This window comes from Microbacterium cremeum (assembly GCF_015277855.1).
In the GTDB taxonomy this organism is placed as follows: domain Bacteria; phylum Actinomycetota; class Actinomycetes; order Actinomycetales; family Microbacteriaceae; genus Microbacterium; species Microbacterium cremeum.
On record NZ_CP063812.1, the window covers coordinates 1,695,828 to 1,712,539 of the forward strand.

General features: G+C 70.6%; 23 protein-coding genes. 20 read left to right on the forward strand and 3 right to left on the reverse strand.

Annotation, left to right across the window (positions count from 1 at the left end; genetic code table 11):
* Positions 1–14 precede the first annotated feature (14 nt).
* From IM778_RS07590 to IM778_RS07635, 11 genes are all read left to right on the forward strand, one after another.
* A complete protein-coding gene (locus IM778_RS07590) occupies positions 15–284 on the forward strand; it encodes a hypothetical protein (RefSeq protein WP_194411410.1) in 270 nt (89 codons plus the stop codon).
* 623 nt (positions 285–907) lie between these two features.
* The gene (locus IM778_RS07595) at positions 908–1,054 is read left to right on the forward strand and encodes a hypothetical protein (RefSeq protein ID WP_194411411.1); all 147 of its coding nucleotides are present in this window, start codon (positions 908–910) and stop codon (positions 1,052–1,054) included.
* On the forward strand, positions 1,051–1,401 hold the full coding sequence (locus IM778_RS07600; protein WP_194411412.1) for a hypothetical protein: 351 nt from the start codon (positions 1,051–1,053) through the stop codon (positions 1,399–1,401). Before IM778_RS07595 ends, IM778_RS07600 begins: the two co-directional genes overlap by 4 nt.
* Positions 1,398–3,455, forward strand: a complete 2,058-nt coding sequence (locus tag IM778_RS07605) for a bifunctional DNA primase/polymerase (protein WP_194411413.1) — start codon at positions 1,398–1,400, stop codon at positions 3,453–3,455. Before IM778_RS07600 ends, IM778_RS07605 begins: the two co-directional genes overlap by 4 nt.
* Positions 3,452–4,228: a hypothetical protein gene (locus tag IM778_RS07610; RefSeq protein ID WP_194411414.1), complete on the forward strand. Its 777-nt coding sequence runs from the start codon at positions 3,452–3,454 to the stop codon at positions 4,226–4,228. The genes IM778_RS07605 and IM778_RS07610 overlap by 4 nt, the downstream gene beginning before the upstream one ends.
* A complete protein-coding gene (locus IM778_RS07615) occupies positions 4,218–4,610 on the forward strand; it encodes a hypothetical protein (RefSeq protein ID WP_194411415.1) in 393 nt (130 codons plus the stop codon). Before IM778_RS07610 ends, IM778_RS07615 begins: the two co-directional genes overlap by 11 nt.
* Positions 4,603–5,175 (forward strand): hypothetical protein, encoded by a 573-nt coding sequence (locus IM778_RS07620; RefSeq protein ID WP_194411416.1) that lies wholly within the window; start codon positions 4,603–4,605, stop codon positions 5,173–5,175. The genes IM778_RS07615 and IM778_RS07620 overlap by 8 nt, the downstream gene beginning before the upstream one ends.
* A 62-nt stretch (positions 5,176–5,237) precedes the next feature.
* Positions 5,238–5,360 carry a hypothetical protein gene (locus tag IM778_RS17880; protein ID WP_273541858.1) on the forward strand — a complete coding sequence of 41 codons (123 nt, stop codon included), beginning with the start codon at positions 5,238–5,240 and terminating at the stop codon, positions 5,358–5,360.
* The gene (locus IM778_RS07625; RefSeq protein ID WP_194411417.1) at positions 5,357–5,641 is read left to right on the forward strand and encodes a hypothetical protein; all 285 of its coding nucleotides are present in this window, start codon (positions 5,357–5,359) and stop codon (positions 5,639–5,641) included. Before IM778_RS17880 ends, IM778_RS07625 begins: the two co-directional genes overlap by 4 nt.
* A complete protein-coding gene (locus IM778_RS07630) occupies positions 5,638–5,976 on the forward strand; it encodes a hypothetical protein (protein WP_194411418.1) in 339 nt (112 codons plus the stop codon). Before IM778_RS07625 ends, IM778_RS07630 begins: the two co-directional genes overlap by 4 nt.
* 244 nt (positions 5,977–6,220) lie before the next feature.
* Entirely contained in the window at positions 6,221–6,772 is a 552-nt protein-coding gene (locus IM778_RS07635) for a hypothetical protein (protein WP_194411419.1), read from the forward strand.
* Between the two features lie 187 nt (positions 6,773–6,959).
* Here IM778_RS07635 and IM778_RS07640 read toward each other — a convergent pair whose 3' ends face one another.
* Together IM778_RS07640 and IM778_RS07645 are read right to left on the reverse strand one after the other, a co-directional pair.
* Positions 6,960–8,420 carry a YifB family Mg chelatase-like AAA ATPase gene (locus tag IM778_RS07640; RefSeq protein WP_194411420.1) on the reverse strand — a complete coding sequence of 487 codons (1,461 nt, stop codon included), beginning with the start codon at positions 8,418–8,420 and terminating at the stop codon, positions 6,960–6,962.
* On the reverse strand, positions 8,417–8,785 hold the full coding sequence (locus IM778_RS07645; protein ID WP_194411421.1) for a YraN family protein: 369 nt from the start codon (positions 8,783–8,785) through the stop codon (positions 8,417–8,419). The genes IM778_RS07640 and IM778_RS07645 overlap by 4 nt, the downstream gene beginning before the upstream one ends.
* 169 nt (positions 8,786–8,954) lie before the next feature.
* Between IM778_RS07645 and IM778_RS07650 the strand changes: the two genes are divergently transcribed.
* On the forward strand, positions 8,955–9,860 hold the full coding sequence (locus tag IM778_RS07650) for a tyrosine recombinase XerC (protein WP_194411422.1): 906 nt from the start codon (positions 8,955–8,957) through the stop codon (positions 9,858–9,860).
* 6 nt (positions 9,861–9,866) lie between these two features.
* On the opposite strand, the gene IM778_RS07655 is transcribed toward IM778_RS07650, so the two are convergent.
* Positions 9,867–10,418, reverse strand: a complete 552-nt coding sequence (locus IM778_RS07655; protein ID WP_194411423.1) for a murein hydrolase activator EnvC family protein — start codon at positions 10,416–10,418, stop codon at positions 9,867–9,869.
* Between the two features lie 298 nt (positions 10,419–10,716).
* Here IM778_RS07655 and rpsB point away from each other — a divergent pair, with 298 nt between their 5' ends.
* From rpsB to IM778_RS07695, 8 genes are all read left to right on the forward strand, one after another.
* Positions 10,717–11,679: a 30S ribosomal protein S2 gene (rpsB, locus tag IM778_RS07660; protein WP_194411424.1), complete on the forward strand. Its 963-nt coding sequence runs from the start codon at positions 10,717–10,719 to the stop codon at positions 11,677–11,679.
* Positions 11,680–11,770: 91 nt separating this feature from the next.
* Complete coding sequence (gene tsf / locus IM778_RS07665) at positions 11,771–12,604, forward strand: translation elongation factor Ts (protein WP_194411425.1); 834 nt, start codon at positions 11,771–11,773, stop codon at positions 12,602–12,604.
* An 82-nt stretch (positions 12,605–12,686) separates the two neighbouring features.
* On the forward strand, positions 12,687–13,406 hold the full coding sequence (gene pyrH / locus IM778_RS07670; RefSeq protein ID WP_194411426.1) for a UMP kinase: 720 nt from the start codon (positions 12,687–12,689) through the stop codon (positions 13,404–13,406).
* 52 nt (positions 13,407–13,458) lie between these two features.
* Positions 13,459–14,013, forward strand: coding sequence for a ribosome recycling factor (frr, locus tag IM778_RS07675; RefSeq protein ID WP_194411427.1), 555 nt, complete (start codon positions 13,459–13,461; stop codon positions 14,011–14,013).
* Positions 14,014–14,022: 9 nt separating this feature from the next.
* On the forward strand, positions 14,023–15,069 hold the full coding sequence (locus IM778_RS07680) for a phosphatidate cytidylyltransferase (protein WP_194411428.1): 1,047 nt from the start codon (positions 14,023–14,025) through the stop codon (positions 15,067–15,069).
* Positions 15,066–15,629: a DivIVA domain-containing protein gene (locus IM778_RS07685; RefSeq protein ID WP_194411429.1), complete on the forward strand. Its 564-nt coding sequence runs from the start codon at positions 15,066–15,068 to the stop codon at positions 15,627–15,629. The genes IM778_RS07680 and IM778_RS07685 overlap by 4 nt, the downstream gene beginning before the upstream one ends.
* Before the next feature lie 194 nt (positions 15,630–15,823).
* Positions 15,824–16,423: an aggregation-promoting factor C-terminal-like domain-containing protein gene (locus IM778_RS07690; RefSeq protein ID WP_194411774.1), complete on the forward strand. Its 600-nt coding sequence runs from the start codon at positions 15,824–15,826 to the stop codon at positions 16,421–16,423.
* 3 nt (positions 16,424–16,426) lie between these two features.
* Complete coding sequence (locus IM778_RS07695) at positions 16,427–16,711, forward strand: hypothetical protein (protein WP_194411430.1); 285 nt, start codon at positions 16,427–16,429, stop codon at positions 16,709–16,711.
* Position 16,712: the final 1 nt, after the last annotated feature.

A 16,712-nucleotide genomic window follows, 5' to 3' on the forward strand; every position in this document is an offset into this window, starting at 1 on the left:
CTTAGTCTCGACGCGTGACGACTAACGATCTGGCGCGACTTCTGTTCGTGCTCGGGGCGCTCTTCGCCGTCGCTGGCCCATTCGTCGCCGTGATCCGCGCCTTCATGCGGTACAACCGCGAAAAGGGCGACGCCGGTACTTTCGACTGGTTCGACCGCAACAACGACGCCGATGAGGTGCGTCGCCGACTGCGCGGCGACGCGTGGTGGAGAGCGGGAGAGCTCGTCCTCATTGGGCTCGGCGTCGCGCTCGCGGCGATCGCGAGCCTTCTCCTCATCCCGTGAGCTATGCCTCGTGTCGAGCGCAGCGGCTCGCGTGCATTAGCGGGGCGTAACTCCGCTGATAAGACGCGGCGCGCTGCGCTGATCGTGGCCGGCGGCGGTGGCTGCGACAGTCGTATCGGCGGGCGGCTCTCTCTTTCCCCTCTCGCCCCGGCGCGCTGCGCCGTCATTGCTAAGTCGAGCCGCTCGGCGATCTAAGGCTCTAGATCTTCACCAGAAATGTCAGTACCCCCTACCCCCACGAAGAAGTGAACGCCGTAACGCCCTTAGCGAGCCTCGCGAGTCGAAATAGCGTCCCCGATCTTCACCAGAAATGTCAGTACCCCCCTACCCCCACGAAGAAGCGTCGAGCGGACCTTGCACCCCTTCTGACAAATCTGGTTAGCCTCTCTCGACCACTAGGTGAAAAGCGCAGATCAGCACCGGTTTAGTGCTTGCTAAATGCTAAGCCGCGTGCTAGATTGCCTCTCAAGGAGTACCGGGATGGCAACCCTCCCCTGATCCGACAGGCCGTAAGGAACCGTCGGGCGAAGGTGCCGGCAGAGCGTTAGAAGCGCGGCGGCCTCTCGAAGAAGCCGTGGTATCGAGCCAAATCGACCAAGACCTCTACTTGAGGACTTGCCGTCATGCTCGATACCCCGGCTTCTGCCGCACCCGTTCCGCCTCTCTCCGTCGATGAGCGCGTAGTCATCTCGCGCGTCGTCGATTCCGCTCCCCCGCTGCGCCCGGCGCTCGTCGCCGAGCTCGCCGCGATCTTCGGCGGTGCGTCGTGAGCGACCGCCAGCCGAACCGCTCCGCGTCCTCTCTCGGCGGTCTTCGCGCCGCCGCGGGCATGTCGCCAGAGGCGCGCAGCGCGCGCGGCCGTGCCGCTGCCGAGGAGCGCTGGCGCCGCGAGAATGAGCGCCGTGCCGCCGCAGGGCTCCCGCCGACGAAGAAGCACCTACCCGAGCCCTCCGCTGAGGAGCTCGAGCCGTGGTTGGAAGAGACCGATCGTCGCTTCCCCGATCGCGAGTGGCCGCACCGAGAAGCGCGCCGGCGCCAAGCGATCATCCTTTACCGCGCCGCGCTGGCCGAGACGATCGCCGACGCTATGCGTCGCACGAGCGGCGGCAGCGCATGAGCGCCCTCGATCACGCACTCGCCGCCGCGGATCTCGGCTGGCATGTCATCCCGTGCAGCGCCGATAAGCGTCCGCTCACGAAGCACGGCCTCAAGGATGCGACGACCGATCCCGCACAGATCCGCGCGTGGTGGAAGAAGCATCCCGCCGCGCTCGCCGCGGTGGTCGCCGGACCGTCGGGCCTCGCGATCGCAGACTTCGACGTGAAGGGCGACAAGGACGGCCTCGCGGCGCTCGACCGGCTCGGGTACTCGCTGCCGACGACTTGGCAACAGCGCACGCAGAACAACGGCACGCACGCGTTCTACGCCGCGCCCGCGGGCGTTGACATGCCGAACGGCGTAGCAGACCTCTTCGACAAGGGCAGCGGCATCGACCGCCGCACCGGCGAGTCGTACGCCGTTCTCTACGACCACCCGCCCGTATCCCTCGACGAGCTCGCACCCGCTCCCGACTGGCTCGTGTCGAGCGAGACGGCCCGGTCGCCACGCAGCGACCGAGCACCCGGCGCCGATGAGGGGACCTTCCGGTCTCGACTCAGCGACGGCAAGCCGCGGAAGAGCATCCGGCGCGAGATCCGCTCCGTGAAGTTCCCCGCCGGCGCCGCACACGAGCCGATGCTCGAGACGGTTACGAAGCTCGTCGGCTACGGCATCCGCGGCGAACGCGGTATCGGCCGCCTTCTCGACGAGACGCGCGAGCGCTACGTCGGCGACCACCCCGACCGTCCTCGCGACTGGGATCTCGCGCTCGCCGGCTCGATCCGGCGCCTCGGCCTTCCCCCGGTGACGTTCAAGCTCTCGAAAGCCGCCCGCCGCCGTATCCGCGAGCGCGCGGACCGGCGCAAGGCGTCTATCACGCCGATTAGCCTGACCGCCTGTCACGAGGCGTTCCGTGGGTGGCTCGGCGTCGACTACGACCTCGGCGCGCTGAACGCCGTTCTCGCCGCCGCCGTCATCGAGCGGATGGACGGCGATCCGGCGTGGCTCCTGCTCATCTCGGGCAGTGGCAACGCGAAGACGGAGACCGTGCAGTCGCTCGCCGGTGCCGGCGCTCGCGTCGTGTCGCAGATCGCATCGGCCGGCGCTCTCCTGTCCGGCACGTCGAAGGGCGAGCGCTCGGCCAACGCGACCGGCGGCCTTCTCCACGAGATCGGCACCCGCGGCGTCATGGTGCTCAAGGACGTGACGTCGGTCCTCTCGATGAGTCGCGAAGCTCGAACCGAGGTTCTCGCGGCGCTGCGTGAGGTGCATGACGGCTCGTGGACGCGCAGCGTCGGCACCGATGGAGGTCGCTCGATCGAATGGGCCGGGCGCCTCGTCATCATCGGCGCCGTAACGACCGCGTGGGACCGAGCGCACGCCGACACGATCTCGGCCTTCGGTGATCGATTCGTCGTCGTCCGCATGGACTCGACGACAGGGCGCATCGCCGCGGGCTGGAAGGCGATCGGAAACACCGGCAGCGAAGAGGCGATGCGGACCGAGCTCGCCGCCGCCGCGGCGGGCGTCCTCGCCGGCGCGAACCTGGCCGCCGACGGTCCGAACGGCGAGGAGACGGCGCGCATCCTTGCGGCGGCTGATCTCGTGACGCTCGCGCGAACGGCCGTCGACGTCGACTATCGCGGGAACGTCGTCGACTCCCACGCGCCCGAGATGCCGACTCGCTTCGCGAAGCAACTCGCGCAGGTCTTCCGCGGCGGTGTCGCTATCGGACTCTCCCGCGAAGCGGCGCTCGCCCTGGCGATCCGCGTCGCACGCGACTCCATGCCGCCGCTGCGTCTCGAAATTCTCGAAGACGTTGCCATGAATCCGTGGACACCGCTCCGCGATGTCGTCAAGCGCGTGCAGAAGCCGCGCAGCACTGTCGATCGGCAACTGCAGGCGCTCCACCTTCTCGGCCTCCTGACGGTCGACGAAGAGGTCGCCACGGTCGGCCTCGCGCTCAAAGAGACGACGACATGGCGCTACACGCTCGCCGACGGGATCGATGTCTCGTCGATCGCGGCACCCACCCCCACCACCATCACCAACACGAAGGAGACGAAGAAGTGATTACGAACGAACTGACATGGTCCGACGGCAACGGACACAACCGCGTGCACGTCATCGACCCGGAGACGACCGAGGTCAAGGCGATCGCCGCGGCAGGCCAGGAACTTATCGAAGCGCACGCCGAGTTCAAGGCGATCAACCGCGAGCGCACCGCCGCGCAGGACGACCCGCGGCGTCTCGCGCACGAAGCGAAGGTCGCTGCAAAGGAAGCGGGCCGCGCCGGGAAGACGGTCGACACGAAGAAGCTGCGCAAGAAGGTGAGGGAGGCCGAGGAGCATCTCGAAGAGCTCGACCTCGAGTGGGAGGCCGCGAACGGCAAGCTCCGCAGCCGCCGCCTGTCGTATCTCGCGGCCGTGGAGCACCACGTGCCGGCACTCGCCGCCGAGGCGAAGGGCGCCGCAGACGCGAGCATCCTTGCACTCGCCAGCGCGTCGCAGACGGCGAAGCGCGCAGAGACTCAGGTGACGAACTCCCTCGCGATCCTCGCCGCTCTCGCCGAGACGAAGGCAGGCGGCGAGTTCACGCCGAAGCCGCAGAAGGCGCGTCGCGAGATGGCCGATGACTTCGGCGAGGGTGGCGTGCCGGGCGTCTATGTCGCAATCGCCCGCACCAACCTCTCAAAAGCCATCGCATACGCGACACGGATCCTGGGCGACCTCAAGGCCGCCGAAGCCGAAGCGGCGAAGCGGGAGAAGTTCGATGCCGAGGTCGAAGCGTCACCGGACCTCGACGACGACGACGATGACACGGACGGCGGCGACGATGGGCGGTAAGAAGAAGGCCGCCGAGCTCGAACGGGCGACCGTCGCCGCCGAGGTCGAGGCCGACCGCGCGGTCGAGCGGGCGCTGCGCGCCGTCGTGATGCGTCGCGAGGGGCTGTCGTGGGGCGACATCGCGCATCGGCTCGGCGTCTCGCAGATCGAGGCCGAGGAGCTTGCGCGCGTCGCGTACGCGCGGCTCGGCGAGGCCGAAGCCGACCAACTCCGCGTCGAGGTCGAAGACCGGCTCGACGCGCTCGTGCGGAAGGCGCACGTCGACCTGGCGATGACCGAGTCGCAGGGCGAGCGGACCGGCTTGTATCGCTTCCTCGCGAGCGTCGAGGCGCAGCGGGCGCGGCTTCTAGGGCTGAACTTCAAAGGTGGCGACGATGCCTAGGGTCAGGCGACAGATCGACGACGGCCCGGTCTACGACCCGGTGCGCGAAGAACTCGACGAGATGCGGCGGCGGATGCCGCCGAAGACACCGGAGCAAGTCGCGGAGAGCGAGCGTCACCGCGAGAAGTTCCTGCGACGCCTGGCGAAGGCCGAGGCGGCGTGGCGCGTGATGCCGGTGCTCGAGCGGAAGGCGTGGGCAGACGCCTACCTCGCGGAGGAGCGCAGAGGCTACAACCCAAACGCGCAGATGCCGAAGCAGTCTGAGCTCCCGGGCCTCTACGCGGTCGTCACCGTCTGCGAGAAGGACAACGCGAAGCGGGCCAAGACGTGGAAGCGCGAGAGCGCGAAGCGAGCGGAAGCCGAGGCGCAGCGGGCCGCAGGGGCCGCCGCAGAACGTGCGACGCGCCGCGCCACGGCGCCCGTTCCCGCCCCGGAAGCGCCGGCGGCGCCCGACGAGCCGCCGAGGCGACGTAAGAGGCGCAGCGGGCCGCGGTACGGCGTTGTCGCCGTGCGAATGCCCGACGGCACGATGCGCGCACCCATCTACGACGACGACGAGAGATAGACGAAGAATGCCGCCGGCTCCGAGGGGCGAACCAGAAGAGCCGGCGGCGGAAAGGCACCGAAGTGACCACCAGCCAGTATGCCGAAGCCGTCCGACGTTGCGACGAGATCGACCGTCGCTGCGCGGAGATCGACCACAAGCTCGGCGAACTTGACCGCCGAATCGAAGAAGGGATGAAGCCATGAGCGAGAACCACCCTCGCCGCGATGACTTCGGGAGCGACGTCGAATGGTGGCGGGCTTGCGCGGAGCACCTCGACGCGCTGTGGCCGGCGCGGTCGGCCGTCCGCGAACGGGTCGCCGCCTGGCGACGCATCGAGCTCCTGAGCGACATGGGCGCCCTTCGCGCCCGCATCGTCGAGCTGATCGAGCTCGAGCGCGCCTGGACGCCGGACGAAGAGCGCGAAGTCGACGAGCTCATGGCCGCATACCGCGCCGAGAGGCAGCGCAAGGAGGCGACCCGATGAAGACGAACCCGTACGCGCACGCGCCCTTCCTCTGCGTCGTGTGCGAGAAGGAGATCGCCGCCCGTCGAACTCATGTCGTCTTGACGGCCATCTCAGCCCTCAAGCGCGCGAGCAGCGAGGAGCGCGCGGCGAAGACCGGGCCGATGGTGTGTGGTCGCTGCAGAGAGGGCGCCGCGAGCCATGACGCCGTCTATCCCGACTGTGACGTCGACGGATGCGACCTGTACGAGCACGGCTACATGCTCGGCGCCGACCGCGCCGCCGCCGCCGTGTGGCTCGTCGCCCACGGCAAGAAGCGACCGACCCCCGCGACAACCACCGAAGAAGGGAAATAGCCAACCATGAGTACACGAGATGAAGACCGCGCGGCCGAGATCGAGGCGGAGCTCGAACGGCGGTCGATGCGGTCGGACGCGTCGGCGCACTCGAGCCGACAGGCCGGATCAATCATCCGAGCGGACAAGCGACGCCGAGCGCGCGCTGCGGCAGACGAGGAGCGTGACGAGGCCGAAATGAGCGCGTCGGAGCGACAGGCCGCGTCCCTGGCGCGACGCACGAGCGGATGGCGCGAGGTGCGCGATGCGTAGCTCACGAGTCGGCGCCATCCCGAGCGAGATCGGCGAACTGATCGACGATCTCGACGACATCTTCCGTCGACTCCGCATTCTCGAGGCGCCTTCAGGCGAGAGCCTGGCGTCGACGGTCGCGAAACTGCAAGCGCTCGTCGCCAACGCGGTGAGCCCCGTCTCGATCTACCGGCTCGACACGGCACCCGCAATCACGTCAGTCGCGGGCGACTTCGCGACCGTTTCCGTCGTGGTGCCAGAGGGGTACACACGCGCGATCGTCGACGTCACAGCGTCAGCGACGCTGCGGTCCAATGATGCCGCCGGCGGCTGGGCGTTGATGAACGTCGCGGCGATCGTGACGCCCTCGGGCGGGGCGAGCTTCTATAACCAATGGGCAAGCATCGACGGGCAGAAGTACGGCGGCGCGTCCGCCCCCGGTGCTGTCGTGCTCGACGGGCTCACCGCGGGCTCGTCGATCAGCGTCGCCGCGCGCGTGAGCTTCCCCGGTACGTACACGCTTCCACGGGCCGCGGTCGCCGGATCGGTGCTCTTCCTGAGATGAGCGCAGCGAGACGCCGCCCTGTGGACAATCCGCGGGGCGGCGTCTCACGTTGTGGCACGCTCGAAGCGTGGAAGACGATGTGCTCGACGACGCGACGCCGAAATGCCCGCGCTGCCTCGTTTCGCTCGAGGTGGAAGGCCGCGGCCCGCACGCGCGCTGGTACTGCCCATCGTGCGACTACGTGCGGCTATGAGATACGTTCTAGCCCCCTCTTCTTGACGCGAAGCACCCGGTCGTAGCCGCGCAGCGTCAGCGCGCCACGGTGGAGCGCGGCATCGAGCGGTCGCCGCACCACCGGCGACGGTGCCGCCGGTCCCTCGCGCAGCCAGGTGCCCGGCACCTCGGCGTTCCGGGCCCACGGCGTGTCGTGGAGCCGCCTGGACGCGCGAGCGCGGGCTTCGGCCACGCGGTGGCGAGCCGCAGCGGTGGTGGTGGCGGGACCGGAGTCGCGCTGCGCCACCGAGACGCGCGACAGGGTGAGCTCGATGTCCATGCGATCCAGCAGCGGTCCCGACAGCCGACCCAGGTATCGGCGGATCGCCGCCGGCGGGCACGTGCACGTTCCGCCGCGGATGCCGTAGTCGCCGCACGGACACGGGTTGGTCGCGAGCACGAGCTGGAAGCGGGCCGGATACTCGGCTCTGGCGCCCGCCCGGTGGATCGTGATGGATCCCGTCTCGAGCGGCTGTCGCAGTGCGTCCAGCGCGCTCGCCGGGAACTCGCCGGCCTCGTCGAGGAACAGAACGCCCTCGCTCGCCCGCGCGATGGCGCCCGGGCGCAGTACGCGCGAGCCGCCGCCCACGAGGGCCGCGACGCTCGCGCTGTGATGCGGGGCCTCGAACGGCGGCGTGCGCGAGAGCTCGACGACGCGCGCGCCCGCAAGGCTGCGGATCGAGGCGCTCGCCAGCGCCGCCTGGTCGTCCAGCGCGGGGAGGATCCCGGGCAGCCGGCGGGCCAGCATCGTCTTCCCCGCTCCGGGCGGACCGCACATCATCAGGTGGTGGCCGCCTGCCGCGGCGACGATGAGCGCCTCGACGGCCTCCCGCTGTCCGATCACGTCCACGAGGTCCAGCGCCTCGGGAGGAGCCGCCTCCTCGTCCGCCAGCGCGACGGGTGCCTCGTCCGGCACTTCGACGACCCCGCCGTGCCAGGCGACCACCTGGGCGAGGTTCACCGCCGCCAGCACCTCCACGCCCTCGACGAGTGCCGCCTCGGGTCCGTTCGCGTGCGGGACGACGGTGCGGCGGTGACCGGCGCGCCGCGCCGCCACCACGGCGGGAAGCACCCCCGGAACCGGTCGCAGGCGGCCATCGAGCCCCAGTTCACCCAGGTGGACCGTCCGCGCGACGGAGGCGGCATCCATCCCCACCTCGGTGGCGAGCGACGCGATCGCGATGCCGACGTCGAAGCCGGAGCCCTGCTTCGGGAGGCTTGCCGGGGACAGGTTCACCGTGAGCCGCCGGCGGGGGAGCGGCGTGGAGCTGTTGGCGCACGCGTTGTGCACGCGCTGCACGGCCTCGGCGAGGGCCTTGTCGGGGAGCCCGATGATGCGGAACTCCGGCGTCTGGTTCGACAGGTCGGCCTCGATCTCGACGCATTCGCCCTCGGCTCCCACGAGCGCGACCGACCACGTGCGGGCGACGCTCACGGCACCTCCACGTCGACGAGGTGCTCGAGCCGGGCGGTGCCGGGATCTCGCCCGGTCAGGCCGATCGCGTCGATGCGCAGGCGCCGGCCCTGCACGCGGTCGCGGTGCTCGGCGGCCCATGCCACCGCCAACCGCCACAGTCGCGCGCGCTTGCGCGCGTCGATCGCCTCGAACGGATGCCCGAAACCCTCGTCGCGGCGCGTCTTGACCTCGACGACCACCACCGAGCGCGCGTCGGCGACGACCAGATCGATCTCGCCCGCGCGACAGCGCCAGTTGCGGTCGAGCACCGTGAACCCGAGGCGCTCGAGGTAGCGCGCCGCCCGTTCCTCGCCGGCGCGACCCAGTTCGTCCTTGTCTGCCATGACGGCATCGTCGGGCGGATGAGGCACGTCGCGGAGCGCCGGGGGCGGCATCCGTGCAAACTCCGATCGGGACGCGCAGGTTCCCGGGGCTGGGGAGGAGCCGGCACGACGTCCGCCCGCCCCGGAGCGTCGTGTGCTCGCCGCGCCCGTTCCGGCGCATGCTGGAGCGGTGAGGATCGACGACGCGGCGGGCGCGTACGCGCAGCACCTGGCCGAGGTCAGGCGCCTGTCGCCGGCGACGGTGCGGGCATACCGGTCCGACCTCGCGAGCCTCGCCCGGGCGTGCGAGGGGACCGGGCTCGCCGACGTCGACCTCGAGCACCTGCGCGATTGGCTGTGGCAGGCCGTGCAGCGCGGCGACAGCCGGGCGACGATCGCCCGCCGCACGGCGGCGGTGCGCGGCTTCTTCGCGTGGGCGCTCGAGAGCGGACGCGTCACGGCCGACCCGAGCCTGCGTCTGGTCGCGCCCAAGCGCGGACGCACGCTGCCGCAGGTGGCCACCGCCGACACGCTGGGCGCGGTGCTCGCGCGGCTCGAGCACGCCGCCGCCGACGGTGACCCGGTGGCGCTGCGCGACCACGCCATCCTCGAGCTGCTGTACGGCGCCGCGGTCCGCGTGTCGGAGCTGTGCGGCCTCGACCTCGACGATCTGGACCGCGACCGGCGCACCGCCCGGGTGGTCGGCAAGGGTGCGAAGGAGCGCGTGGTGCCCTTCGGCGGTCCCGCGCTGCGGTCCATCGACGCCTACCTGGTGCGCGGGCGTCCTGTGCTGGCCGCGCGGGGCGAGGGCCGGAGTCCGGGGCGCGCGGTGTTCCTGGGAGTGCGCGGGGCGCGCCTCGGCACCCGCGCCGTGTACGACCTGGTGGCACGCGAACTCGGCCCGGAGCTCGGCGGCGCGGCCGGGCCGCACGCGCTGCGGCACTCCGCCGCGACGCACCTCCTCGACGGCGGCGCCGACCTGCGCGCCGTGCAGGAGATCCTGGGCCACGCGAGCCTCGGCACGACGCAGATCTACACGCACGTGTCGAGCGAGCGGCTGGCGGCCGCCTACCGCCTGGCGCATCCCCGCGCGTGACGCGCGTCAGCAGCAGGGCAGCAGCACGGCCCGCGGCACCCCGCCCAGGAGCAGCATCGGGTTGATGTACCGGCCGTCCAGGCGCACCCCGAAGTGCAGCACGCCCGGCTCCGCATGCCCTCCGAGAGCAACCGACCCGACCGTGGCACCGCGGTCGACGGGCGTGCCGGCGACGAGCTCCGACGCGATCGGCTCGAGCGTGGTCACGAGCCCGCCGCCGTGATCGATCGTCAGGATGCCGCGCCCCGCGACCTGCCCCGCGAAGGCCACGACCCCCGACGCCGGGGCGCGCACCTCGGGCGAGGCGAGAGGACGGACGTCGATGCCGCGGTGCCCGGGCCCGTAGTCGTGCGCGGGCGCCACGAACGGGCGATCGATGCGGAACTCGCGCACCGGCCATATCCAGCCCGCGGCGGCGAGGTCCGGCGGCGCCGTGGAAGCCGTCGCCGCGCTCGCGTGCGCCGCGCCGGCGAGGAGGAGGACGGATGCCGCGAGCACCGCACCGAGGGCGACCGCCCGGGCTCGGCGACCTCGTCGTGCCGGACGAGCATGTGTCATCGTCCGAGCCTGCCGCGCCCCGGCGTCCCCGCGGCGGCGAGACGGTCGCATCGGTGGACAAGCGGGCGCCACATCGCGCGGGGGAGGAGGCGCGGCTGGTACACTGGAGCCTGCACTCCGCTCGTCGGGGTGACTCCGCGTGCCCAGAGCGCTGCAGTTGCAGCGCGGCATCCACTCCCATCGGTCCTCTCGTCCGTCACGAGCGAGGGGCGGGCGTGCGCCGGGCACCAGGCTCGCCGGCAACCCGCCGGCCGAACAACCGGAACAGGCGCGAACGCGCCGGAACAGGAGAACGGCCATGGCCGTCGTCACCATTCGCCAGCTGCTCGACAGCGGCGTCCACTTCGGACACCAGACCCGCCGGTGGAACCCGAAAGTCAAGCGCTTCATCCTCACCGAGCGCAGCGGCATCCACATCATCGACCTGCAGCAGTCGCTGACGTACATCGACAAGGCGTACGAGTTCGTCAAGGAGACGGTCGCCCACGGCGGCACCGTGCTCTTCGTCGGCACCAAGAAGCAGGCCCAGGAAGTCATCGCCGAGCAGGCGACGCGCGTGGGCCAGCCCTACGTCAACCAGCGCTGGCTCGGTGGCCTCCTCACCAACTTCCAGACGGTGTCCAAGCGCCTCGCGCGCATGAAGGAGCTCGAGGAGCTCAACTTCGACGACCCGGCGGCGAGCGGCTTCACCAAGAAGGAGCTCCTGCTGAAGAAGCGCGAGCTCGACAAGCTCCACAAGTCGCTCGGCGGCATCCGCAACCTCCAGAAGACGCCGTCGGCGATCTGGGTGGTCGACGCCAAGCGCGAGCACCTCGCGATCGACGAGGCCTCGAAGCTCGGCATCCCGGTGATCGGCATCCTCGACACCAACGCCGACCCCGACGAGTTCCAGTACCCGATCCCCGGCAACGACGACGCGATCCGCTCGGTGAGCCTGCTCACCCGCATCATCGCCGACGCCGCCGCCGAGGGCCTCATCCAGCGTCACCAGCCGACCGACGAGGCGGCCGACGCCGAGCCCCTGGCCGACTGGGAGCGCGAGCTGCTCGAGCAGGGCGCTGCCGTCACCGGTGACGCCGCCGTCTCCGAGGCCGCGACCGTGACCGAGGCCGACGCCGCCGGCGCCGCCGCTCACGACGAGGCCGTCGCCGACGCCGCCGGCACGACCGCCGAGGCCGTCGCCGAGGCCGAGGCCGAGGCTTCCGCCGTCGACGCCGAGGCCGTCGCCGACGCCGCCGAGGCGTCGGACGCCGACAAGTAACGGGTCTCCTCCACAGCAACGCCTCGGCGGGGTCGCGACGCGGCCCCGCCGAGGCATCCCGGAATTCATCACAATCAAGGAGCCGCCACCCATGGCAAACTTCACGATCGCCGACATCAAGGCGCTGCGCGAGCAGCTCGGCACGGGCATGGTCGACACCAAGAAGGCGCTCGAGGAGGCCGACGGCGACCTCGAGAAGGCCGTCGAGATCCTGCGCCTGAAGGGCGCGAAGGGCAACGCCAAGCGCGCCGACCGCTCCACGAGCGAGGGCCTGGTCGCCGCCAAGGAGCACAACGGCGCGGTCACGATCATCGAGCTGAACACCGAGACCGACTTCGTCGCCAAGAACGAGCGGTTCATCGCCCTCGCCGGCAAGGTGCTCGACGCCGCCGCTGCGGCGGGCGCCGACTCGGCGGAGGCCGCCCTGGCCGCCCCGTCGGGCGAGGCCGGGCAGACCGTCGCCGAGCTCATCTCGGACGAGGCCGCGATCATCGGCGAGAAGGTCGAGCTGCGTCGCGTGCGCACCCTCTCGGGCGACAAGTTCGAGATCTACCTGCACAAGACCAGCAAGGACCTGCCCCCGCAGGTCGGCGTGGTGCTGGCCTACACGGGTGACGACGCCGAGACCGCCCGCAGCCTCGCGCAGCACATCTCGTTCGCCAACCCGACGTACCTCTCCCGCGACGAGGTCCCCGAGGCCGAGGTCGACAAGGAGCGCGAGATCGTCACCGAGATCTCGCGCAACGAGGGCAAGCCGGAAGCCGCGCTCCCGAAGATCGTCGAGGGCCGCGTCAACGCGTTCTTCAAGCAGGTCGCGCTCCTGGACCAGGACTACGCGAAGGACAACAAGCTGTCGGTGGCCAAGGTCGCCGCGGACGCCGGTCTGACGCTGACGGGCTTCGCCCGCTTCAAGGTCGGCGCCTGACAGGCCGAGAAGGCCCGCACCGCTCATGGTGCGGGCCTTTTCTCATGCCCTTCGGTAGTTTGTCGTCAACGAGAGGATCGTCGTGATCAATGAGAACACCGGACGCCGCCGCGTCCTCCTGAAGCTGTCGGGCGAGGCGTTCGGCGGAGGACAGCTCGGGGTGAACCCCGACGTGGTCGGCCAGATCGCGCGCGAGATCGCGGCCGCGGTAGACCGGGTCGAGATCGCGGTGGTGGTCGGCGGCGGGAACTTCTTCCGCGGCGCCGAATTGAGCCAGCGCGGCATGGACCGCGGGCGCGCCGACTACATGGGCATGCTCGGCACGGTCATGAACGCCCTCGCGCTGCAGGACTTCCTCGAGCAGGCCGGCGCGGCCACGCGCGTGCAGTCCGCGATCTCGATGACCCAGGTCGCCGAGCCGTACATCCCGCGCCGCGCGGAGCGCCACATGGAGAAGGGCCGCGTCGTCATCTTCGGCGCGGGCGCGGGCCTGCCGTACTTCTCGACCGACACCGTCGCCGCCCAGCGGGCGCTCGAGATCGACGCGCAGGAGGTCCTGGTCGCCAAGAACGGCGTCGACGGCGTCTACACCGCGGATCCGAAGACGGATGCCTCGGCGACCCGTATCGACCGCATCACGTACCTCGACGCGCTGCAGCGCGGGCTGAAGGTCGTCGACTCGACCGCCTTCAGCCTCTGCATGGACAACAAGATGGACATGCGGGTGTTCGGCATGGAGCCGGCGGGCAATGTGACCAGGGCGCTCCTCGGCGAATCCATCGGCACGCTCGTCACGGCCTGAGGGCATCGCCCCCAGTAGACTTGCCACGCCCCATCTACGCGAAGGAGACACTGTGATCGCGGACGTCTTGGCCGATGCCGGAGCGCGCATGGACCGCGCCGTAGAGGCTGCGAAGGAGGACTTCGCGACCGTGCGCACCGGGCGCGCGAACCCGCAGCTGTTCCAGAAGATCCTCGTCGACTACTACGGCACGCCGACGCCGCTCGCGCAGCTCGCGTCGATCAACAACCCCGAGGCGCGCACCCTCATCGTCACGCCGTACGACAAGTCCGCGCTGAAGGCGATCGAGCAGGCGATCCGCGACCTCCCGAACCTCGGGGCGAACCCCACGAACGACGGGAGCATCGTCCGCGTGACGATGCCCGAGCTCACCGAGGAACGTCGCAAGGAGTACGTCAAGCTCGTGCGGTCCAAGGCCGAGGACTCGAAAGTGCACGTGCGCGGCATCCGTCGCAAGTCGAAGGACGACATCGACGCGCTCAAGGGCGAGGTCGGCGACGACGAGCTGTCGCGTGCCGAGAAGGAGCTGGATGCGCTCACGCGTGCACACGTCGATGCCATCGACGACGCACTCAAGCGCAAAGAGGCAGAGCTCCTCGAGGTCTGAGGTCGCGTGATGACCGACGACGCGTCCGGCGAACCGGGGCTCGACGGCGAGGGCAGCGACACCCCACCGTCGCGTCGCGGCGCCCACCGTCGCGACGCGGAGCCCGTCGACCCCTCGCCGGCGTTCCAGTCGCATCTGCGCGCCGCACGCAGCGAGTTCGAGAATCAGGTGGCGCAGGCGCGCGCCGAGTTCGATGAGGCGAACGAGCGCATCAAGGCGCGCACCGGACGCGACCTGATCCTCGCCACCGTGATCGGTCTCGCGATCGGTGCCGTGCTGGTGGGCTCCCTCATCTTCGTGAAGTGGGCGTTCCTGGTGTTCGCCCTCGCCGCCGTGCTCCTCGCGGTCTTCGAGTTCTCCCGCGCGCTCACGGCCGCCGGGCGCCGCGTCGACGTCGCGCCGCAGCTCGTCGCGGGCGCGGTCGTGCTGGTGTCGGCCTACTTCCTGGACGCGTGGATGCTGTGGGTCGTCCTCTTCGTGGCCCTGGCTCTCGTCGTGGTGTGGCGCCTGGTGGCGCAGATGGCGTCGGGCGACGGCCGCACCTACGGGCTCGTGCTCGGCGACGTGCTGATCTCCGCGTTCATCCAGCTCTACGTGGTGTTCCTCGCCAGCCTGTGCGTCGTGCTGCTCAGTCGCGACGGCGGCGAATGGTGGGTGCTCGCGTTCATCATCGTCGCGGTCGCGGTCGACACGGGGGCATACGTCGCGGGGATCAGCTTCGGTCGCCACCCGATGGCGCCTCGCATCAGCCCGAAGAAGACCTGGGAGGGCTTCGCCGGCGCCGCCGTCGCGGCGGTCGTCGCGGGTGTGCTCGTCGGCCTGTTCATGCTCGGGCTCGACTGGTGGATGGGTGCGGTCCTGGGGGCGGCGATCCTCGCCACGGCCACCGCCGGCGATCTGGGAGAATCGATGATCAAGCGCGACCTGGGAATCAAGGACATGAGCTCCTGGCTGCCCGGTCACGGCGGCGTGCTGGACCGGCTCGACTCGATCCTGCCCTCGGCGGTCGCCGCGCTGGCCCTCTACTACCTCTTCACCCCCCTGGTGGCATCATGACGGCATCCGAAGCCGCACCTCGCGCGTCCTTCCCCGAGACGCGCGGGCGTGAGCGGGGATACGACAAGGCTGCCGTCGACGACCTGCTCGCCCGCGCCAGGGCCGCGTTCGAGGACGGCGATCCGGCGATGACCTCGGCCGACATCCGCATGGCCGCGTTCCCCCTCGTCAAGCACGGGTACTCGATCGCTTCGGTCGATGCCGCGCTCGGTCGCATCGAGGACGCCTTCGCGGCGCGCGAGCGCACGTCCGCCGTGGCGCAGGCAGGCGTCCACGCGTGGGTCGGGCATACCCGCGAATCCGCGCAGGAGGTGCTCGACCGGCTCTCGCGGCCGCGCAAGCGGCGCTTCGACCGGGTGTCGCCGCTGCGGTACGGCTACCGGATCGACGAGGTGGACCTGGTGTCCGACAAGGTCTCGCGCTACCTCGAGACGGGCGATGCGCTGACCGTCGAGCAGGTGCGCGCGGTGGCGTTCCGCATGCAGCGCGGGGGCTACCACGAGATGCAGGTGGATGCCGTGCTCGATGCCGTCGTGGAGATCATGCTGGCCGTGAAGTGACGCGCGCCGGCGGCGCCCGGATGGCACCGGCACGAGGGCATGGCTAGAATCGGGACACTGTGACTTCCGGAACCGAACTGACCCCGACACGGCGTTCGCGCCGCCAGGCAGTGTCGACTCGACCGGCAGTTCCTGCCACCGCGTCGGTGCGCCCGGCGCCGCAGGCACCGCGCTGGTCGCGGCGTCGCAGCGTGATGGGCGTCTTCGCCGCCTTCGCGGCGGTGGGCTTCGCCGCGGCGTACATCGGCCCGGCGGGTCTCGCGATGACGCAGGCGAGCGCCGAGGAGCCGGTGGCGGTTTCGCTCTACGCCAGCTCGCTCGGCGATGTGCAGTCGATCACCGGCGACTCCGAGGCCGGCCCGGTCGAGGCCGACGATCTCGGCCGCGACAGCTACTCGGTCTATGTCAAGCCGAAGCCCACTCCGACGGCGGAGCCCAAGGCGGCGACGTCGACCGGCGGGGGCTGGCGGCCTCCGTTCGTCACGCCCGACCCCGGCACGGCGCAGGCGATCGCCTACGACATGGTGCTGGCGCGCGGTTGGGGCGACGATCAGTTCGCGTGCCTCGTCGCGCTGTGGAACAAGGAGTCCGGCTGGCGGGTGAACGCCTACAACGCCTCCAGCGGTGCGTACGGCATTCCGCAGGCGCTCCCGGGAACCAAGATGGCCACGGCGGGCGCCGACTGGGAGACCAACCCGGCGACGCAGATCTCGTGGGGCCTCGGCTACATCGGCGGTCGCTACGGCTCGCCGTGCGGGGCCTGGGACCACTCGCAGCGGGTCGGCTGGTATTGAGCGATGCCGCGGTCGAACCGCCGCCGCCCGGAACCGCGCGGTGACGACTCCTTCGAGCGCCTGCTGGCGGGCTGGAAGCGCACCGAGGTGCGCCGGGGCGTGGCCTGGACGGTGCAGCCGGTGTCGGCGGCGCAGGCGGTGAAGAGCTACATCTGTCCGGGCTGCGGCAACCCGATCGAGGTCGGGGTGGCGCACCTCGTCGCGTGGCGAGCGGACGGCGTACTCGGCGATGCCGCCGACCTGGCCGCTCGCCGGCATTGGCATTCTCATTGCTGGAAGGTGGCCTGAC

Coding starts and splice junctions, on each gene's coding strand:
- IM778_RS07655 (WP_194411423.1), bottom strand. CDS start 10,418: ATGACACATGCTCGTCCGGCACGACGAGGTCGCCGAGCCCGGGCGGTC.
- IM778_RS07630 (WP_194411418.1), top strand. CDS start 5,638: ATGAAGACGAACCCGTACGCGCACGCGCCCTTCCTCTGCGTCGTGTGC.
- IM778_RS07680 (WP_194411428.1), top strand. CDS start 14,023: ATGACCGACGACGCGTCCGGCGAACCGGGGCTCGACGGCGAGGGCAGC.
- IM778_RS07645 (WP_194411421.1), bottom strand. CDS start 8,785: ATGGCAGACAAGGACGAACTGGGTCGCGCCGGCGAGGAACGGGCGGCG.
- IM778_RS07595 (WP_194411411.1), top strand. CDS start 908: ATGCTCGATACCCCGGCTTCTGCCGCACCCGTTCCGCCTCTCTCCGTC.
- IM778_RS07685 (WP_194411429.1), top strand. CDS start 15,066: ATGACGGCATCCGAAGCCGCACCTCGCGCGTCCTTCCCCGAGACGCGC.
- IM778_RS07620 (WP_194411416.1), top strand. CDS start 4,603: ATGCCTAGGGTCAGGCGACAGATCGACGACGGCCCGGTCTACGACCCG.
- IM778_RS07615 (WP_194411415.1), top strand. CDS start 4,218: ATGGGCGGTAAGAAGAAGGCCGCCGAGCTCGAACGGGCGACCGTCGCC.
- IM778_RS07690 (WP_194411774.1), top strand. CDS start 15,824: ATGGGCGTCTTCGCCGCCTTCGCGGCGGTGGGCTTCGCCGCGGCGTAC.
- IM778_RS07635 (WP_194411419.1), top strand. CDS start 6,221: ATGCGTAGCTCACGAGTCGGCGCCATCCCGAGCGAGATCGGCGAACTG.
- rpsB (WP_194411424.1), top strand. CDS start 10,717: ATGGCCGTCGTCACCATTCGCCAGCTGCTCGACAGCGGCGTCCACTTC.
- IM778_RS07605 (WP_194411413.1), top strand. CDS start 1,398: ATGAGCGCCCTCGATCACGCACTCGCCGCCGCGGATCTCGGCTGGCAT.
- tsf (WP_194411425.1), top strand. CDS start 11,771: ATGGCAAACTTCACGATCGCCGACATCAAGGCGCTGCGCGAGCAGCTC.
- IM778_RS07625 (WP_194411417.1), top strand. CDS start 5,357: ATGAGCGAGAACCACCCTCGCCGCGATGACTTCGGGAGCGACGTCGAA.
- IM778_RS07695 (WP_194411430.1), top strand. CDS start 16,427: ATGCCGCGGTCGAACCGCCGCCGCCCGGAACCGCGCGGTGACGACTCC.